Source organism: Janthinobacterium sp. Bl 1, assembly GCF_058215535.1.
Genome location: NZ_CM177086.1, coordinates 1,511,662 through 1,531,821, shown reverse-complemented (window position 1 = coordinate 1,531,821; position 20,160 = coordinate 1,511,662). Strand labels below are relative to the sequence as shown.

General features: G+C 62.7%; 8 protein-coding genes. 4 read left to right on the top strand and 4 right to left on the bottom strand.

Annotation, left to right across the window (positions count from 1 at the left end; genetic code table 11):
• Nucleotides 1–151: 151 nt before the first annotated feature.
• Both AC4BCN_RS06905 and AC4BCN_RS06900 read left to right on the top strand, forming a co-directional pair.
• Entirely contained in the window at nt 152–2,824 is a 2,673-nt protein-coding gene (locus AC4BCN_RS06905) for a TonB-dependent receptor (RefSeq protein ID WP_490492865.1), read from the top strand.
• Nucleotides 2,825–3,178: 354 nt separating this feature from the next.
• Nucleotides 3,179–6,025, top strand: a complete 2,847-nt coding sequence (locus tag AC4BCN_RS06900) for a TonB-dependent receptor domain-containing protein (RefSeq protein ID WP_456148637.1) — start codon at nt 3,179–3,181, stop codon at nt 6,023–6,025.
• 88 nt (nt 6,026–6,113) lie between these two features.
• Here AC4BCN_RS06900 and aroG read toward each other — a convergent pair whose 3' ends face one another.
• Nucleotides 6,114–7,178: a 3-deoxy-7-phosphoheptulonate synthase AroG gene (aroG, locus tag AC4BCN_RS06895; protein WP_485882651.1), complete on the bottom strand. Its 1,065-nt coding sequence runs from the start codon at nt 7,176–7,178 to the stop codon at nt 6,114–6,116.
• Between the two features lie 498 nt (nt 7,179–7,676).
• On the opposite strand from aroG, the gene AC4BCN_RS06890 reads away from it, so the two are divergent.
• A complete protein-coding gene (locus AC4BCN_RS06890; protein ID WP_485882462.1) occupies nt 7,677–10,523 on the top strand; it encodes a TonB-dependent receptor in 2,847 nt (948 codons plus the stop codon).
• 142 nt (nt 10,524–10,665) lie between these two features.
• Here AC4BCN_RS06890 and tldD read toward each other — a convergent pair whose 3' ends face one another.
• From tldD to AC4BCN_RS06875, 3 genes are read right to left on the bottom strand one after another with little or no spacing between them, the layout of a single operon-like run.
• The gene (gene tldD / locus AC4BCN_RS06885) at nt 10,666–12,126 is read right to left on the bottom strand and encodes a metalloprotease TldD (protein WP_485882464.1); all 1,461 of its coding nucleotides are present in this window, start codon (nt 12,124–12,126) and stop codon (nt 10,666–10,668) included.
• 21 nt (nt 12,127–12,147) lie between these two features.
• On the bottom strand, nt 12,148–12,948 hold the full coding sequence (locus tag AC4BCN_RS06880; RefSeq protein ID WP_128140445.1) for a carbon-nitrogen hydrolase family protein: 801 nt from the start codon (nt 12,946–12,948) through the stop codon (nt 12,148–12,150).
• A 30-nt stretch (nt 12,949–12,978) separates the two neighbouring features.
• Nucleotides 12,979–17,139 carry a YhdP family protein gene (locus AC4BCN_RS06875; RefSeq protein ID WP_490492864.1) on the bottom strand — a complete coding sequence of 1,387 codons (4,161 nt, stop codon included), beginning with the start codon at nt 17,137–17,139 and terminating at the stop codon, nt 12,979–12,981.
• Between the two features lie 257 nt (nt 17,140–17,396).
• Between AC4BCN_RS06875 and glnE the strand changes: the two genes are divergently transcribed.
• A complete protein-coding gene (glnE, locus tag AC4BCN_RS06870) occupies nt 17,397–20,150 on the top strand; it encodes a bifunctional [glutamate--ammonia ligase]-adenylyl-L-tyrosine phosphorylase/[glutamate--ammonia-ligase] adenylyltransferase (RefSeq protein WP_490492863.1) in 2,754 nt (917 codons plus the stop codon).
• The last annotated feature ends 10 nt before the right edge of the window (nt 20,151–20,160 follow it).

Here is a 20,160-nt window from a genome sequence, read left to right as displayed (position 1 = left end):
CGGTGAGCAATCACCGCCTTTTTTTCGTCCGGACTGTGGCGCGCGGACACTCATCCACATACCTATTGCGCAAGCGCAAACCTTCCCTGCTGCGCGCCTGTAAAACTCCCTTGCAGGCCACTTGGCCATGACCAAGTCACAGGAGTGTCAGATGACGCAAACCCGCAGTCCCTCCCCCACCTTGCGCCTGTTGTGCGCAGCCTTGCTCGGCGCGTATGGCCATGCGGCCATGGCGCAGGACACCGGCACCGCCGGCGAGCCCCCCGCAATGCAGCGGGTCGAAGTCACCGGTTCCTCCATCAAGCGCCTCGTCTCGGAAACGGCGACACCCCTGTCCATCTTCAAGGCCGAGGATTTCGCCAAGCAGGGCCTGACGACGGCCCAGGAAGTGCTGAGCAAGATCCCCTCCAATTCCTCCAGCATGGGCAGCGGCAATGCCGTCGGCGGCAATACCAGCGGCTTGCCCACGGGCGGCCAGGCGAGCGCCGACTTGCGCGGCCTGGGCGGCGACAAGACCCTGGTGCTGCTCAACGGCCGGCGCATCGCCAACCATCCGTATGACGGCGCCAGCGTCGACCTGAACATCATCCCGATTGCCGCCCTGGAGCGTGTCGAAGTGCTGCGCGACGGCGCCTCGGCCATCTACGGCACGGACGCCATCGGCGGCGTCATCAACTTCATCACGAAGCGCTCGGTCAACGTCACGAATATCACCGCCGAGGTCGTCGCGCCCGAACACAAGGGCGGCGGCGAGCACCGCGTCAATCTGTCGACGGGTTTCGGCAAGCTCGACACGGACGGCTACAATATTTTCGGCGTGCTCGACTACCACAAGCAAAAAGTGCTGACGTCGCAGGACCGTGACTTTTCCAAGACCGGCATCATCCCCTCGCGCGGCCTGTCCATTACCAGCGGCACGACTTTCCCCGGCAATTACTTCGATGCGGCGGCCAACGGCGGCGACGGCCTGGCAGGCAATCCCTACGCGGCCAGCGGCTGTTTGCCGCCACTGTCGGTGGCCGCCGCCAACGGTACCTGCCGCCAGGATTACACGCGCCAGATCGACAACCTGCCCGCCCAGGAACAGCTGGCCTTCTTCGGCAAGGGCGCCTTCAAGCTCGGTGGCGGCCATTTGACCACGGTGGAATACCTGCATTCGGAAAACAAGGTGAAGGCACGCACGGCCCCGCCGCCGCAAACGGGCTTGATCCTGCCCAGCACCAGTCCATACTATCCGGGCAATGCGGGCGGGGTGCCGGCCCAGCCGGGCCTGTCGGGCCAGCCGCTGAGCGTCAACTGGCGCCCCGTGGAAGCGGGCCAGCGGCAGATCGATTCGGACGGCAAGACGGACCGCCTGGTGCTGGCGCTCGAAGGCGAGCTGTCCGGCTGGGACTACAAGACGGGCCTGAGCCACGCGATCAGCAAGTCGTCCGAGAAATTCACGGGTGGCTATGTGCAGGATGCGGGCTTTGCCGCTGGCGTGCTGAACGGCATCCTGAACCCGTTTGGCGTGCAGGACGCGGCCGGCAAGGCTTACCTCGACAGCACCGCCCTGCGTGGCGAGGTGCAGAACGCCAAGGTCACCACGACGGGCTTCGACATCAAGGGCAGCCGCGAATTGATGCAGCTGGCCGGCGGCCCGCTGGCGATCGCTTTGGGCGGTGAACTGCGGCACGAAAAGGCCGACTTCAATGTCAACCGCGATATCGCCGGCCAGGCCGCCAGTTCCGGCTTGTCGGGCTCGCTCTCGAAGAGCGGTTCGCGCACGATCCAGGCCGTCTTCGGCGAAGTCAACTTGCCGCTGATCAAGGACCTGGAAGTGCAGCTGGCGGCCCGCTTCGACCACTACAGCGACGTGGGCAGCACCACCAATCCGAAGCTGGCCCTGCGCTACCAGGCCAGCAGCGCGCTGGTGCTGCGCGGTTCGGCCAGCACGGGTTTTCGCGCTCCCACCTTGTTTGAAAAGAATGCGCCGCCGTCGAAGAACGATACCAACGATTCCTACGACGATCCCATCCTCTGCCCGGGCGGCGTGCCGCAGCCCGGTGCCAATCCCCTGCGCGATTGCGACTTGCAGCAATTCAAGCTGCAAGGCGGTAATGAAAACCTGAAACCGGAAAAATCCACCACCTTTGCCGTCGGCCTCGTGCTCGAACCGATCAAGGAAGTCACGCTTGCCGTCGATTACTGGAACATCCACCTGAAGGACAAGATTTCCTCCCTGCCCGAGCAATCGATCTTCGGCAACTACGAAAAGTACAAGGCCTTGTTCCTGCGCAATCCCGATGGTTCGCCCTACGCCATTCTGGACTTGAACGACAACCTCGGCGAAGTGAAAACCGACGGCATCGACGTCAGCCTGAATGCGCGCCTGGGCCGTGGCGCGTATGGCGATTTCAGCGTCTCGGTCGATGGCACCTGGACCCACAAGTATGACTACCAGAACGAGCGCGGCGGCGAATTCATTGCCAACGTGGGCCGCTACGCGGACAACAATCCCGTGTTCCGCTGGAAACATACAGCGGCGCTGAACTGGCGCATGGGCAACTGGGGCGCCACCGTATCGCAATCGTTCAAGTCCGGCTACACGGATCAGAACCAGGTGGACCCGCAGTATCGCCACGATGTGCCTTCCTACAGCCTGCTCAACGTGTCGGGCAGCTACACATGGAAAGGCTTGTTGCTGACGGCCGGCGTGAAAAACCTGTTCGACAAGGAACCACCGTTCTCGAACCAGGGCACCCTGTTCCAGAAAGGCTATGACCCGCGCTACACAGACCCGATCGGGCGCGCCTACTACTTGCGCGGCAGCTATACGTTCTAAGGGAATGACGGAAGAGAGACAGAGCAGACAGCGCTGGCCAGCGTTTGCCAGCCATGCCAAAGACGGCGCCATCAGCGATGATGTGCGCCGTTTTATTTTACGCATCTGAGCAGGACTGACAAGGGTCCGCGATACTTTATTGCTGAAGGATTACAAAAAAAATAGGGAAATGTTGCATTTCGTCCAAAAAGTCCGCACGAAATTGACAATTTGAATCGTGAATGTTTTGATGAGGGCCCTGAAAATTTACAGAATTTTCATTGGTGGATTTGTAAAAAGGCAAATAAATTGTTAGTAAGCAACAAGTTATTTCAAAATAATTGCCGCCTTTATCACAATAACAAGGAATTTCAGATGATGATAGAAAATGTAATATCGCGGTCGCTGCGCCTGATGTTTGCAGGCGGCATGGCCCTGAGCATGCACGCCGCGTATGCACAAGAAACAACAGATGGCACCATGCAACGCGTGGAAGTCACGGGTTCAAGCATCAAGCGCATCGCTTCCGAAGCGTCGCTGCCGGTGCAGTCGTTCAACCAGAAAGACATCAAGAAAACCGGCGTCACCACCGTGACCGATTTCATCCAGCAAATTCCTGCGATGCAGGGCTTCTCCGTGGCCGCCGATTCGGTGGGCGGCGGCGGCGGCGGCGTCACCACGGCCTCGATCCACGATATCGGCGCAGCCTACACCTTGGTGCTGCTGAACGGCCGTCGTATTGCCCCATCCAATTCGGGCACCACCATCGACCTGAACTCGATCCCTCTGTCGGCCATCGAGCGCGTGGAAGTGCTGACGGACGGCGCCTCGGCCCTGTATGGCGCCGACGCCATCGCCGGCGTGGTCAACTTCATCCTGAAAAAAGGCGCATCGCCGCTGGAAATCAATGCCAAGTACTCGCGTCCTGAAGAAAAAGGTGGCGCCAGCAACTCGATTTCCATCAGCAAGGGCTTTGGCGACATCGACGAAGACGGCTACAGCATCTTCGTGTCGGCCAGCCATGACGAACAAAAATCGCTGAAAGCATCGCAGCGCAGCTTCGCGAAAAGCGGCATCATCAATTTCAACGATCCGAAGAACGGCAAGGCACTGCAATTCATCAACGGTTCCTCGCGCTCGGCGCCAGGCAACGCCGCTGTCGATTACAACCGCACCGATCCGGTGACGGGCGCCGTAGTCATCAATCCGGAGACCAACAAGCCCTTCGTCGACAGCGTCAACCTGAACCCGTACGCACTGGCCCATGGCGGCAAATGCGCCGCCAGCAACATGGATTTCTATGGCAACGGCAACTGCTACTTCGATTCGCCATCGACCATCGAAATCAATCCGGAATCGAAGCGCGACGCCATCTTCAGCTCGGGTACCGTCAAACTGGGCAAAACCGGCTTCCAGGGTTTCTATGACCTCGCCTACACGGAAGCGCGCGTCGTCGCCAGCATTGCGCCGTACCCGGCCGATTTCTCCGTCGATGTCGGCTCGCCGCTGTTCAACAAATATCTGGCGCCGAACCTGACGCCAGCGCAGTTGGCCAACGCCACGGGCGCCGTCGCCAACTACCGCCTGTCGGAAATGGGCAACCGCGTCTACGATTACGGCACCAAAGCCACCCATATCGTCGCCGGTATCGATGGCAATGCATTCGGCTGGGACATCAACTCCGCCGTAACGTACTCGAAAAACAAGCAGACGCAGGAATACGTCAGCGGTTTCCCGCTGGCCGACAAATTCGACGCGCAAGTGGCCGCCGGCAATATCGACCCGTTCGCCTACCCGGTGGGCTCCATGCCGGACGCCATGCGCCAGGCACTGCTGGGCACGGGCTTCAGCGGCACCTACAACACGCAAACCGTGGAAATGAAGGGCATCGACGGCCGCGCTTCGCGTTCTGTGTTCTCGCTGCCAGGCGGCACGGCCATGCTGGGCGTGGGCGCCGACTTCCGCAACACCTCGTACAAGGTGCAGCAGGCGAACGTTGCCAAACAGGCGCAAATCCTGTTTGACAATGCACAAGTCGACAGCGAATACGCGCGCGACAATGCCGGCGCCTATGCCGAGCTGATGATGCCGATCTCGAAAAAACTGGAAATGACCGGCTCGCTGCGTTACGACCAGATCGGCGCCATCGACGACAAGCTGACGGGCAAGACGGTAGGCAAAAAAGAAAACGCCACCACCTGGAAAATCAGCGGCAAGTATTCCGCCACCAAGAGCCTGATGTTCCGCGCCGCTGCCGGTACCGGCTTCCGCGCCGCCAGCATGCAGGAAATCGCCGGCCCACTGGAAGACTGGGGCGTCACGGGCGGTAACTATCAATGCCCATTGACGGCGGCGACCGGCATGGGCGGCCATCCGCTGGCCAGCTACTGCAGCGGCGTGGGACGCCAGCAGTTCGAAGCCTTCCAGGGCGGCAATCCGGACCTGAAGCCGGAAACGTCGAAGCAATGGAGCATCGGTACCGTGTTCGAGCCAATCGACAGCCTGTCGATGTCGTTCGACCTGTGGAACGTGGAAATCCGCGACCAGGTGACCGCCGTGTCCGAAGGCCTGATCTTCAACGATCCTGCCAAGTACGCCAACTTGTTCACCACCAAGCACATCAGCTCGACGGGCAAGGACGTGCTGGCCATCAAGCTGCTGCCGATTAACATCGGCAAGGTGGAAAACCGCGGTATCGACTACGACTTCACCCACAAGATGAAGCTGCTGGACGGCCGCCTGACGAGCCGCCTGATGGGTACCTACCTGCTGCGTTCGCGCTACACGACGCCAGGCACCGATGATCAATGGGAAACCAGCCTGAATCGCTACGGTTCGAACGACAAGGTCAGCTTCCGCAACATCATCCGTGCCACCACCACGTATGAGACGGCCAAGTTCACGCATACGCTGAGCGCCAGCTACCGCAACGGCTATACGGACAAGGAACAGACAGCGAAAGACTGCGCCGTGATCGTGGCCGGCAGCCCTGGCGAATGCTATGGCATCCAGCTGGAAGTGCCGAGCTACACCACCTTCGACTTCCAGACGGCCTACCGTCCGATGAAGAACGTGGAAATCACGGGCGGCATCCTGAACCTGTTCGACCGCAATCCGCCGTTCACCCTGCGTAACACGGGTTCGCATCAAGTGGGCTACAACCCATCGTACTCGAGCGCCCTGGGCCGCCAGTTCTACCTGAGCGGTTCCTACAAGTTCTAAGCTGACGGCATCTGCTCTCGGCTGAAAACTGAAAAGCCCGGAAAGCTTAGCTTTCCGGGCTTTTTTTCATGCTGCGCGCCACGTCACTTTATTCCGCGTCGCCCTTCAAGCGGCGCTGCTTCACGGCTTGCGCCAGGTTTTCCAGCACGGCCACGCTGGCGCTCCAGTCGATGCAACCGTCCGTGACAGACTGGCCGTAGATCAATTCCTTGCCTGGGATCAAATCCTGGCGCCCCGCCACCAGGTGCGATTCCACCATCACGCCGACGATGCGGTCGTCGCCGCCTGCTACCTGGCTGGCGATATCGGCACATACGGGAATCTGGTTTTCCGGTTTTTTCGAGCTGTTCGCATGCGAGGCGTCGATCATCAGGCGCGCCGCCAGGCCTTGCGCCGCGATGGCCTTGCAAGCGTCGTCCACGCTGGCCGCGTCGTAGTTCGGCGTTTTGCCGCCGCGCAAGATGATGTGGCAATCCTCGTTGCCGTTGGTCGAAACGATGGCCGAGTGCCCCCCCTTCGTGACGGAAAGAAAATGGTGCGGCTGCGAGGCGGCCTTGATGGCTTCCACGGCAATTTTCACGTTGCCGTCCGTGCCATTCTTGAAGCCGACGGGACAGGACAGTCCCGACGCCAGCTCGCGGTGCACCTGCGACTCCGTCGTGCGCGCGCCGATGGCGCCCCAGCTGATCAGGTCGGCGACATATTGCGGGCTGATCACGTCGAGGAACTCGGTACCGGCCGGCAAGCCCAGCTCATTAATATCGCGCAACAGTTCGCGCGCCATGCGCAAGCCGTCGTTGATGCGGAAGCTGTTGTCCATGTACGGATCGTTGATCAGGCCCTTCCAGCCCACCGTGGTGCGCGGCTTCTCGAAGTAGACGCGCATGACGATTTCCAGTTCGCCCGCGAAACGCGCACGCTCCTTGACCAGCAGGCGCGCATATTCCATCGCCGCCTTGGTATCGTGGATGGAGCAAGGCCCGATCACCACCATCAGGCGGTCGTCCTGGCCGTGCAGGATACGGTGCAGGGCAATACGGGCGCTGGCGGCGGTCTGTTCGGCTTGCTCCGAGCAGGCGAATTCGCGGATCAGGTGGGACGGCGGGGTCAATTCCTTCATTTCGCGAATACGCAAATCATCGGTGCGGGGCATCATTTTCTCCAAAATTTAAGGAAGGGTAAAACATCTGGGTAAAAAAAAACCGCCATCGGTGGCGGTTTTTTAGAATTTGCTGGGATCTCGTTTTGCTGCTACGTGAACCGACCGCTACTCCACCGCCTTTGGGTTGGAATTGCTAAAGTAAAAATAAGCGGTAAAAAAGTGGCGAGCGAACATGTGAGTCATCCGTAAGTGATGATCGACTATAAACCTAAATTGCACGGGTTGGCAAGCATATTTATCGGCAAAGCCGCATGTCGCCACCGTTTTACACTGCAAAATACGTTAAAAAGCATAAAAAGTTGCGCGCTGCCGATACCCACTCGCGGGCCACTACCGCTGTGTCCGCCGTGGCAACCACGCCACGCCAGCCATTCTATCGACGACAAGCAAGACACTACTTGATCTAGATCTACTCTCGGCATCGCCGCACGGGCAAAACTCAAGGACGCATCGACGATTCCTGACTGCCTGACCTTTCCGGAGAACCGCATGATCCCTACACCATTCTTACCATCCGCTACTTTTTCACCACCCAGACTGGGCCTGGCGCTGGCCAGTGCGCTGCTGAGTCTACCCGTCCTGGCACAGGAAGCTGCCCCCGTTGCCCGCGTGGAAATCACCGGTTCAAACATCCGCCGCGCGCAAGCGGAAACGGCGTCGGCCGTACAAACCCTGAACGCGGCCGACATTGAAAAATCGGGCAAGTCCAGCGTGGCCGAACTGCTGCAGACCCTGGCCGTCGACAACCAGGGCTCGGTGCCCACCACTTTCGGCAACGGCTTTGCCGCCGGCGCTTCCGGCGTGTCGCTGCGGGGCCTGGGCACGGCCTCGACCCTGGTGCTGCTGAACGGGCGCCGCGTCGCGCCGTATGGCTTGGCCGACGATGGCCAGAAGGTATTTGCCGACCTGAACATCATTCCCCTGGAAGCGGTGGAACGGGTGGAAATCCTCAAGGATGGCGCTTCGGCCATCTACGGTTCGGACGCCATCGCCGGCGTCGTCAACGTGATCCTGCGGCGCGACTACCAGGGCACGGCCATCAAGGGCAATTACGGCAAGACGAAGGAGTGGGACGGGCGCGACGCGCGCGCCGCCATCACGCACGGCTTCGGCGACATCGACAGCGACCGCTACAACGTGCTGCTGAACCTCGAGTACAGCGAAAAAGCCGCCATCTGGAACCGCGACCGGGCCGGACGGGGCGCCGTGGGGCGCGGCGACTTGCGCGACCTGGGCTTCAGCGCGCAGGAGTCGCTCAGCGGCGCGGGCGCCATCACCACCAACAACGCGGCCGGCAGCGCCGTCAACGGCAATGTGCGCAATCCCGACACGCTCGACTACTACAACCGCGGCAACCTGGCCGGCGTGGGTTTTACGCGCACCTTCCCCGGCGCCGCCTGCGGCAACTTCACCACGCATCCGCAGGGCGACCCGGGCGGCGGCTGCCTGACAGATGCCGCGCAGCAATACAGCCAGATCCAGCCGAAACAGAAGAACATCAATTTCTTTGGCCGCGCCGCCTGGCAACTGACGCCAGCGTTGCAAACGTATGCCGAATTGAACGTGTATCACAGCGAATCGCACTCGGCCACCACGCCATCGGGCATCAGCGGCTCGGTCGGCTACCCGGGCGGCCCCGTCAGCAATGCGGGCGTGTCGCTCGGCGCGGCCCACCCGGACAATCCGTATTTCGGCACGGCGGCGCGGCTGCGCTACCTGGCAGCCGACGTGGGGCCGCGCCTGTCGGAAGTCAATTCCACCTTCACGCGCTTTGTCGCCGGCATCAAAGGCACGGTGGCGGGCTGGGATATCGACAGCGCCCTGCTGTACTCGCAGAACAAGGTGTCGAACGACTTGAACGGCTACCTGCAGCGCGACGTCGCCTTCGCCCTGCTCAACCCAACCGCCACCAACGTGGCGGCGGCCAGCCTGAACCCTGCGTATGCGGCCCTGCCGGCCGGCAGCCTGTGGCGCATCGCGGAAAACGCGGGCCTCAATTCGCCCGAGCTCTACGCTGCCCTGTCGCCGCGCATCTCGAACGATGCCAAGACGCATATCGCGCAGATCGACTTCAAGGCCAGCCGCGAGGTGGCCAAGCTGGAAGGCGGCGGCCTGGGCGTGGCCGTGGGCGCGGAATTCCGCCATGAATCGACGGAACTCAAGCCCACCACAGGCACGGAACGGGGCAATATCATCGGCCTCGGCTATTCTGCCTACAAGGGCAGCCGCAACGCCTCGGCCATCTACGCCGAAGTGTTGGCGCCCGTGCTGAAAACCGTCGAGCTGTCAGGCGCCCTGCGCGCCGACCATTTCACCGACGTGGGCAATTCCTACACGCCGAAAGTGGGCGTGAAATGGACGCCCATGCGAGAACTGGCCTTGCGCGGCACCTTCGCCAAGGGTTTCCGTGCGCCGAGCGCGGCGGAAAACGGCGTCGGCGGCCTGGCCGCGTTCTCCACCGCCAGCGATCCGCTGCGCTGCGCGCTGGGCGTGGAAGTGGCGTGCGATCCCGCGCCGATCGCCGTCATCACCTCACCCAATCCGAACCTGTCACCGGAGCGTTCGCGCAGCTTTTCCGTCGGTGCCGTGTGGGACCCGCTGCCGCGCAGCAGCATTTCCGTGGACCTGTGGCAAATCCGCCGCAAGAATGAAATCAACCAGGAGCAAACGGATACGGCCATTGCCGCTGGCAACGTGGCGCGCGACCCGTCCACGGCCACCGGCATTGCCGGCGATCCGGGCGCCATCACGGCCGTGCTGGCCAATTATGTGAATTCGGCGCAAACGACGGTGCGCGGCATCGATATCGACGCCCGCCAGCGCTTCAACCTGGGCGGCGACTATGGCAACCTGACCTTCGACCTGAAGTGGACGCATCTGTACAAATGGCTGCGCACGGAACGCGATGGCACGCAGCGCGATTTTGCCGGCACGCATGGCAATTGCGACGTGTCCAACTGCATGGGGACGCCCGACGACCGCATCAACCTGGGCGCCACCTGGGAGCGCCAGAACTGGCGGGTCACGGCCAACGTCAACTACCGCGCGCCGCTCGACAACATACTGTTCAAGAATGACCCGGACGGCTGCGCCACGCATTTCGCCGACGGCACGGACGCGCCGCGCGGCTGCCGCATCGCCTCGTTCACGACGGTGGACCTGACGGCCCGCTGGCTGGCCACGCCCAAGCTGGAAGTGTTTGCGACGATACAAAACCTGTTCGACAAGATCGCCCCGCTCGACCCGCTGACGTATGGCGCCACGGGCTACAACCCGCTCGACTACGCGGGCGCGGCGGGACGCTTTGTCAGTGCGGGGGTGAAGTACAAATTCTGAGAAATAGCGGTGGTGTCGGGTTACGCCCTTCGGGCTAACCCGACCTACACGATCAGCATGCCAGAAATGTAGGTACGATGATTAGCGGGGCGCAGCCGCGCGTAATCCGACACCGTTGTTGGCCGCGCAGTGCCCGAAAAAATCAGGTAGTCCCGCCAACCGTAATACCATCGAGGCGCAAGGTCGGCTGTCCCACGCCCACGGGCACGCTTTGCCCTTCCTTGCCACAGATGCCCACGCCGGAATCGAGGCGCATGTCGTTGCCGATCATGGAGACGCGGTTGAGCACGTCCGGGCCATTGCCGATCAGAGTCGCGCCCTTCACCGGATAGCTGAGCTTGCCGTTTTCGATCATGTACGCTTCACTGGCCGAGAAGACGAACTTGCCGTTCGTGATGTCGACCTGGCCGCCGCCGAAGTTGACGGCATACAAGCCGTTTTTGACGGACGCAAGGATCTCGCCCGAGTCCTTGTCGCCGCCCAGCATATACGTATTCGTCATGCGCGGCATGGGCAGGTGGGCGAACGATTCGCGGCGCGCGTTGCCCGTCACGGGCATCTTCATCAGGCGCGCATTCATCGTGTCCTGGATGTAACCCTTCAGGATGCCATCCTCGATCAGAGTCGTGCACTGCGTGGGATTGCCCTCGTCATCGATGTTCAGGGAACCACGCCGGCCAGCCAGGGTGCCGTCATCGACCACGGTGACGCCCTTGGCGGCCACGCGCTCGCCGATGCGGTCCGAAAACGCGGACGAGCCCTTGCGGTTGAAATCACCTTCCAGGCCATGGCCGATCGCTTCGTGCAGCAGGATGCCGGGCCAGCCCGGGCCCAGCACGATGGTCATGGGACCGGCTGGCGCGGGACGCGCTTCCAGGTTCACCAAGGCCGAATTGACGGCGTCCGTCGCGTATTGTTCCAGCACGGCATCGCTGAAATAGTCATAGCTGAAACGCCCGCCACCACCGGCCGAGCCCGTTTCGCGGCGGCCATTCTGTTCCGCGATCACGGTCAGCGACACGCGCACCAGCGGGCGGATGTCGGCCGCCAGCACGCCGTCGCTGCGCAGCACCAGCACCACGTCGTATTCGCCGGCCAGGCCCGCCATCACTTGCACCACGCGGGGGTCTTTCGCGCGCGCCATCTTTTCCACGCGCTCGAGCAGCTGCACCTTGGCCGTGGCATCGAGCGAGGCCAGTGGATCGTTGGGCAGGTACAAGGAACGTCCGCCCTGCGGCTGCATCTGGCCCGCGATCTTGATTTTGCCGGCGCCCGCGCGCGCAATCGTGCGCGTGGCCGCCGCCGCTTCCAGCAGGGCCCGTTCGGAAATGTCGTCGGAATACGCAAACGCCGTCTTGTCGCCGGACACGGCGCGCACGCCCACACCCTGGTCGATGGAAAAGCTGCCCGTCTTGACGATGCCCTCTTCCAGGCTCCAGCCTTCGCTCTTGGTCGACTGGAAATACAGGTCGGCATAGTCGACCTTGTGCGTAAACATCGTGCCCAGGGCTTTGAGCAGCTTGTCTTCGTCCAGGCCGAACGGCGTGAGCAGGATATCGCGTGCCACGGCCAGGCTGGACAGATTGGGTTCAAATGGGATCATGGCTTTTTCTCACAATTCAATTTACATGGTGCGGTGCGTGAGGGCCGGCAGCGACTCGCGCACGCCGGCCAGGAACACCAGATCGATCTCGCCGCTGACCACGCCCTCGCCTTCGGGCAACACGGCGATCACTTCGCCCCACGGGTCGATCAGCATACTGTGGCCCCAGGTGCGCCGGCCGTTCGGATGCAGGCCGCCCTGCGCCGAGGCCAGCACATAGCACTGGTTTTCGATGGCGCGCGCGCGCAGCAGCACTTCCCAGTGGGCGCTGCCCGTCGTATGGGTAAACGCGGCGGGCACGACGATCAGCGCGCAATCGCCCATGGCGCGGTACAGTTCGGGAAAGCGCAAGTCGTAGCAGATGGACAGGCCGACGCGGCCGAACGGCGTCTCGATAGCGCGCACTTGCGCACCGGGCACGATGGTGCGCGATTCATTGTACGACTCGATGCCGCGCGTAAAACCGAACAGGTGGATCTTGTCGTAGCGGCCGGCCGGTTCGCCTTGCGGATCGTACACGAGCGTCGTATTCAAAACCTTGCCCTCCTGGCCCGAGATCAGGGGCAAGGTGCCGCCGATCAGCCAGATGCCGTGCTGGCGCGCCATCTGCGCCATGCCATCCTGGATCGGCCCGCTGCCGGGCTGTTCCGCATGGGCCAGCTTGTCCGTTTCCTGCTTGCCCATGATGGCCCAGTATTCGGGCAGCACCACCAGCTGCGCGCCACCGGCGGCGGCCTGCGCCACCAGGCGCCGCGCCGTGGCCAGGTTATCGTCCACGGATGGCGAGGAAATCATTTGTACTGCTGCGACTGTATGCATCATTGCCACCTCTTATCGATTCGAAGGCCTCGCCTATTTCGCCACGGCCTCCACCGCCGCAGCGGCAGGCACAGCGACAGCTTCCAATTTACCACCATCGAGCTTGGTCACGACGGGCGATTTCCACGGGCCGGCGATCTGCATATGGTAAGTGAGCGCCTTCATCACGGGCGCACGCAGGAACAATTGCGCCAGGAAACTGCCCAGGCCGATGACGGGATTGACGGCCAGCGCATACACGAGCGGTCCCGTTCCCAGGTTAAATTCGGGGATCACCACCACGTGCAGATTCGTCGTTTCATTGGCGATATCGGCCGTGCCATCCATCAGCACGGTGGCCGCCACGCCATGCATCTTGAGGTTGTTCGTCGTCACCACGCCACGCTTGATGCTGGCGTTGGCCGTGATGCCGTCGAAAGCCAGGCCTTCGGAAAACACGTCGTGGAAATCCAGTTTCAGCAAGCGGGGCAAGGCTTGGAGGCTGAGCACGCCCAACAGCTTGGCCGCGCCCGGGTCCTGCTTGAGGAACTGGCCCGACTCCACGTTCATCTCGATCTGCCCCGACAAGGTGGGAATGTCGAGCGAATACGGCAAGCCGTTCCAGGCGATGTCGCCGCTCAGGCGCCCTTTGCCGCGGCGCACCGTGTCGGCAAAGCCGAAGCGGTCGAGCAACTTGCCCGCATCGACGATGTCGAGGCCGAAACGCAGGCTGGTCGTGCTTTGCCCATCCTTGATGACCCATTTGCCACTGCCGCTCAGCGCGCCATCGGCGTTCGACAGTTGCAGCTTGCCCACGCGCCACTCGCGCCCGCCCGCCGCCATGGTGTTATAGGCCTGCAACTCCAGCCGGCCGATCTTCTTGTTGAACAGCTCGAATTGCTCGGCGACGATATCGAGCGAAGGGATCGATTGGGCGCCGCTTTTTCCTTCCAGCAAATTCTTCACATCATTGGCGGCCGACTCCGGAATGATCAGCGACGACAGCCGTGCCGTCATCTTGCCCAGGCCGGATGGTGTTTCCAGCCACGTCACATAGCCCGACACCTGTTTCGCGTCGATATTGGCTTGCCACACATCTTTTTGATGCGTGGCGCCCACCACCACGTTTTCCAGCTTGCGCTCGCCCAGCATCAGTTCGCTGGCGCGGGCCGCCATCATGTCCGGCACCACGTATTGCGCGATATCGGGCGTATCGTCGGCGGCACCGCTATCGGCGGACGCTGTGGCGTTGCCGGCGATCTCGCTGCCGGTGGCAATCCAGTTGTCCACGTCCAGGGTTTTCATATTGACGTTGAGCATCATGCCGCTCTCCGGTTCCGGCGCCGGCACGTTCACGCCGATGCCGCCGCGCACCAGGCGCCAGGCATCCTTGCCCTGCTTCTGGCGCTGGTAGCGGGCAGCGATGCTGGAACCCACCGCGATGCGGATATCGTCCGTGCGCAAGCCGGCGCCATTGGCCGCATTGCCCGTCAGGGTGAATTTCACGGGCAGGCTGTCGCCGGCGGGCTTTTTCAGGGGAGCGGGGAAGTCCAGGCCCAGGCCCGTCAGCGGCGACTCGACATTGACCACCACCTGGTGGTCGCGCGCCGTGATCAATCCGTTGTAGCGCGCGCCGCCATTCAAATGTTTCGCCAGGCGCTGCAGCACGGGCGCCGGATAGGTCTTGCGCAAGCCGTCGATGGTCATGTTGCCGGCCAGTTTCACCTGGATGGAACTGTCCGGCTGCGTGCCGCCCGAGATGGCCAGCGGCCCACCCAGCAGGCTGCCATTCAAACCATTCAGGTTGACGCCTTTTTCGTTGAACTCGATCTTGCCCTGCGTGCCCAGCACGGGCGGCATGTCGTGGAACAGCACCACGTCGTTGCCCGCCAGTTGCAAGCTGCCCTGCACGGTCGACTCGAGCATGCGCTCGATCGGCAAGTGCAGTTTGAGGGCCAGCTTGGCGTTGCCCGTCGCCGTCGTTTCATCCGTGAAATGCTCGATCCAGCCCAGCACGGGGCTGGCAGTCACGTACTTGAGAAATTCCTGCATCGGGCCGGCCGCGTTGCCCTCGATGTCGAGCAAGGTGTCGAACACAGTCAGGTCGGGGATCACGGCTTTGACGTTCGCCAATGCCACGCCGCCCGTGGTGGCCGTGTCGCCGCGAATTTCCATGCGCGCCCGCTCGAACACAAAACTGCCCTTGATCTTTTCCGCCTGCGGCCACAGGGGCGCCTTGCCTGCCAGCGGGCCGCTTTCCGCAAATTCGCCGGGCGCATAGTTCAGCTTGCCATTCTCGATCTTGCCGGCAATACGGAAGTCGCCACGGTTGCGCTGGGCAGGTGTATCGGCCTTGAACGGAAAATGCTCGAGTTCGCCGCGCAGGCGCAGGCTGACATCGTGCGCCATGCCGCCTTCCAGCGCGCCCGTCAGCCAGTGGCGCAGATGCTCGGGCGTTTGCAGCGGCAGATAGCGGCCGATGGTGTTGATCTCGAAATTATCGATCGTGCCCGTCAAGTCGACCTGGCCCAGGTTCTTGCCGTCGAGCGGCATCCGGTGCGTGCCTTGCAAGGCAACACGCAAGCCTTGTTGATTAAGATCAAGCCTGTCCAGGTCGATTTGTAGCATATTGTCTGCTTGGAAAGCCCAGCGCGCCTCCATTTCGAACTGTTCGAACGGCAAGGCCGGCTCACTCAAATAGGAGGCCAGTTGCAATACCAATCCCCGTGCATCGATATCGACCTTGCCGCCCTTGTCGCTGGCGTCGATACTGCCAGTCAAATGTTCGAAACCGGGGATAGCCGGTGCGGCTGCCTGCGCGGGGCCGGTCGCCGTCTTCGCCACGGCCAGGCGCACCGGCTGCGCGTTCAGCCCCAGATCGATGAACTTGCCGCGCAAACGGTAGCTGGCCGGTGTCGCCATCTCGCCTTCCCATTGCGCGGCAAAATCCTGCAAACGCCCACGCGGCGCCAGGGCGTCGAGACGCTGGCGCTGCTGTTCGCCAAGTGGCAGCTTGTCGGCCAGCGCGGCCAGGGTTTGCAAATCGAGCGACTTGGCCGTGATTTCCGTGCGCGCCGGCTTGCGCTTGGTGGCAGCAATGAAACGCTCGGACAAAGTCGTGGGCGGCAGGCTGAGGCCGTCTCGGGTTTCCACCGCGAAATTCGTCAACTCCACCTGGTGCCCATTCGCGCCAAACGTTGGTTTGCCGTCGGGTGCCTGCGCCGAGAACTCTTCTTTTGCCGAAATGCGTCCGCTGACCGACAGCAAGTCGAGCGGCGCGATATGCTCGCCCAGCTGCGCCGTCACATCCGTCAAACCCACGTCCGCCGTGAAACCGGCCAGGCGCGCGTGATCCAGGCTCAGCCAGGCGCGCAAGGCGCCCTTGCCCTGGCTCAGTTCGAACGGGTAATCGAGGTAGCGGCGCCAGGCAGCCAGGTCGGCGTTTTTCAGGTCGGCGTACAGCTCGCCCTTCCACATCGACACATCGGAGATGCGCGTGCTGAAAGGCGGATGCGTGAAGTGAGCGCGCACATCGATGGGTGCGGCCAGACTGGCGGGCGGCGTGGCCTGCAAGCCCAGGCGGTGGCTGCGCCAGCGGTTGCGCAGCAGCAGATTGACTTGCGATAAAGCCAGCTCGGGTGTCCCACGCACCTCGTCCGTCCAGCGCACCTTGCCATCGCGAATGATGATGTCATGTTGCGACAGCAGCCAGTCGGCGCCCTTGCCATCGCTGCCTTGCGTACTGTCGATCAACACCCCGGCCACGTACAGCTTGCCATCCTTGCTGCGCCGCACATCGAGGTCGGGCCGCGTGATTTCCAGGGTAGTGAAGCGCACGGAACCGAGCACGCTCCACCACGACACGGTAGCCGATATGCTCGGCAGGCTCAGCGCCTGGCGGCCCGCCTGGTCGCGCAGGGTCACGTCGCCAAGGAAAAGATTCGGCCGCACGCCATGCCAGGAGGCATAAATACGCGCAATGCTGACGGGGTTGCCCAGCGCGCGGCTGGCCGCCCGCTCGATATCACCTTTGTAATAATCGATATTCGGCAGAATCGCGTAGCGCAGGAATAAAAACAGCACGGCGAAGGCGAAATACGCGAGCAGTACCAGTTTGATGGTAAAACCCAGCACATGGTGGGTGGCCAGGTTGGCCATGCGATAGGCAGCACGCAGCCGCTGCCAGCGCAGAGCCAATGGCACATGTTCTGTCACGCTTGCTTCTGGCGGTTTTTGCATCAATAAGCTAATAAACTGGTCCGGCGTCAAATAATGGCAAAAATCGTCTGCATTCGTGGTGCGCGCCTGCGTCCTTGCGCTTGCGTCTGAGCAAAGCCTCCCTTACCATCGTCCGGAAGAGCACGCAATGTCGGCCGTGAGGCCAGCGGCATAATTTTACCGCATCCCCCGCCGTTCGCAGCCAAGTTAAACAAGAACATGCACGCCGCATCCACGAGACACTTACCGATACCATGAGCACACAGCCTTTGATTTCCGCCTCCCGTTTCTACCAGCGCTGGCTGGACGCCGCCCCCGAGCGCGCCGCGCAGGTAGCGCAACTGGTGCGCGCGCCGCTGGACGGGCTCGATTTTGCCGCCGAGCTGGCCGCCCAGGCGAACGCCGCCACGCCGCCGCTGCCGCCCGAGCGGGCCATGCGCCGCCTGCGCAACCTGCTCGTCTGCGGCCTGATCGCACGCGATCTGGAAGGCCGGGCCGACTTGAACGAAGTCGTCACTGCCATGACAGGCTTTGCCGATTTCGCCATCCGCACGCACGTGGACGCCATCATGGCCGAGATGGTGGCCCTGCACGGCATGCCGGTCGGCGAGGAATCGGGCGAGGAACAGGCCTTGATGGTGCTGGCGATGGGCAAGCAGGGCGGCGGCGAACTCAATGTTTCGTCCGATATCGACCTGATCTTTGTCTACCCGGAAGATGGCGACACGCAAGTCACCGTACCGGGCCAGCGCAGCCTGTCCAACCACGAATTTTTCATTCGCATGGGCAAGAAACTGATCGCCGCCCTGGCCGAAATCACGCAGGATGGTTTTACTTTCCGCGTGGACATGGCCTTGCGCCCGAACGGCAACTCGGGCCCGCTGGCCGCCAGCCTGGGCATGGTGGAGCAATACCTGATCGTGCAGGGCCGCGAATGGGAGCGCTACGCCTGGGTCAAGGCGCGCGCCGTGACGGGCAAGCCCGAAGATATCGCGTCACTTGACGCCATCGTGCGCCCGTTCGTCTTCCGCCGCTACCTCGATTTCGGCGTCATCGACGCCATCCGCACCATGCACGGCCAGATCCGCGCCGAGGTCAACCGCCAGGAACGGCTGCATCCGGACCGCAGCAACAACGTCAAGCTGGGCCGCGGCGGCATCCGCGAAATCGAATTCCTGGCCCAGGTATTCCAATTGATACGGGGCGGGCGCGACGCCGAGCTGCGTGACCGTTCCACACGCGCCACCTTGCGCACGGTCGCGGACAAGGGGCTATTGGAACCGGCCATCGTGGAACAACTGCTCGGCTCCTACACCTTCCTGCGCAACCTCGAACACCGGCTGCAGTATCTTGACGATGCGCAAACCCATACCCTGCCCGCCAACGACGCCGACCGCCTGACCGTGGCGCAGATGATGGGCTTGCCCGACACCGCCACCTTGCTGGCCCAGCTGGAAGCGCACCGCGTGTTTGTCGCCGGCCAGTTCGACGAGATGTTCAGCGACAAGAGCAGCGGCACGCCGCCGGCCGACACGGGCATCGACCCGCAAACGTCGAACGATTGCGCCGCCTCGGACCAGCAGGAAGCCATCGAAGCACGCTTTGCCGCCCTCGGTTTCCATGAACCGGCCGCCTGCGCGCGCCGCCTGCTGGCCACGTGGCAAGCGCCCCGTTTGCAGTCCTTGCCCGAGGCAAGCCGCACGCGCCTCGTCGCCCTCGTCAATTCCGCCCTGCCCCTGATCACCGATTGCTCCGTGTCCAACGGCAATGCCAGCCAGCTGGCCACCCTGGGCCGGCTGCTCGATTTCCTGGAAGCCATCGCGCGCCGTTCGGCCTATCTGTCGCTGCTGACGGAATACCCGCATACGCTCGAGCGCGTCGTGCGCATGGTGTGCGCCAGCGGCTGGGCCGCCACCTTCCTCACGCAGCACCCGATCTTGCTCGACGAACTGTTAGACGAGCGCATCCGCAACACGGTGCCCGACCCGGCCGCCCTGGCGCTCGACCTGCAGCGCCAGCTCGACGATGCGCCCGGCGACACGGAGCGGCAGATGGATATCCTGCGCGAAATGCACCACGCACAGCTGTTCCAGTGCCTGGCGCAAGACCTGGCGGGCGACCTCAGCGTGGAAAAGCTGGCCGACTACCTGTCGCAACTGGCCGACATCATCGTCGCCGCCACCGTGCAAGCCGTCTGGCAAACGTTACCCACACGCCACCGCGACGTGCCGAAATTCGCCGTCATCGCGTATGGCAAGCTGGGCGGCAAGGAACTCGGTTATGTCTCGGACCTCGACGTCATTTTCCTCTTCGACGACGACGACCAGGAAGCGCCGGGCCTGTACGCCAAGCTGGCGCAGCGCTTCATTACGTGGATGACCTCGCACACGTCGGCCGGCATTTTGTTCGACATCGACATCGCGCTGCGCCCCGATGGCGCCTCGGGCATGCTGGTCTCCAGCGTGCAGGCGTTCGAGCGCTACCAGGGCAGCGCGGCCTGGGTGTGGGAGCACCAGGCGCTCACGCGCGCGCGCTTTTGCGCCGGCGACGCCACCATCGGCAAGCATTTCGAGCGCATCCGCGACACGATTTTGCGCAAGGAACGCCCGGAAAACGGCCCGCTCAAGGGCGAAGTGGTAGCCATGCGCAAGAAGATGCTCGACGCGCATCCGCCCCGCCCCGGCAGCTTCGATTTGAAACAGGATCCGGGCGGCATGATCGACATTGAATTCATGGTGCAATACCTGGTGCTCCAGCATGCGGCGCAGTATCCGCAGCTGACGGCCAACTCGGGCAATATCGCCCTGCTGCGCCTGTGCGGCGAACTGGGCCTGATCGACGCCCAGCTGGCCGCCCAGGTCGCCGACGCCTACCGCGCGCTGCGCAAGCTCCAGCACCAGTTGCGCCTGCAAGGGCAAGACCTGGCCCGCGTGGAACCGGAACGGGTGCGCGTGCATGCGGACAACGTGATGCGCCTGTGGCAAGCCATCTTCGGCGCCACCGCCTGAGGCTGGCCCG

Coding starts and splice junctions, on each gene's coding strand:
- AC4BCN_RS06905 (WP_490492865.1), top strand. CDS start 152: ATGACGCAAACCCGCAGTCCCTCCCCCACCTTGCGCCTGTTGTGCGCA.
- AC4BCN_RS06900 (WP_456148637.1), top strand. CDS start 3,179: ATGATGATAGAAAATGTAATATCGCGGTCGCTGCGCCTGATGTTTGCA.
- aroG (WP_485882651.1), bottom strand. CDS start 7,178: ATGCCCCGCACCGATGATTTGCGTATTCGCGAAATGAAGGAATTGACC.
- AC4BCN_RS06890 (WP_485882462.1), top strand. CDS start 7,677: ATGATCCCTACACCATTCTTACCATCCGCTACTTTTTCACCACCCAGA.
- tldD (WP_485882464.1), bottom strand. CDS start 12,126: ATGATCCCATTTGAACCCAATCTGTCCAGCCTGGCCGTGGCACGCGAT.
- AC4BCN_RS06880 (WP_128140445.1), bottom strand. CDS start 12,948: ATGATGCATACAGTCGCAGCAGTACAAATGATTTCCTCGCCATCCGTG.
- glnE (WP_490492863.1), top strand. CDS start 17,397: ATGAGCACACAGCCTTTGATTTCCGCCTCCCGTTTCTACCAGCGCTGG.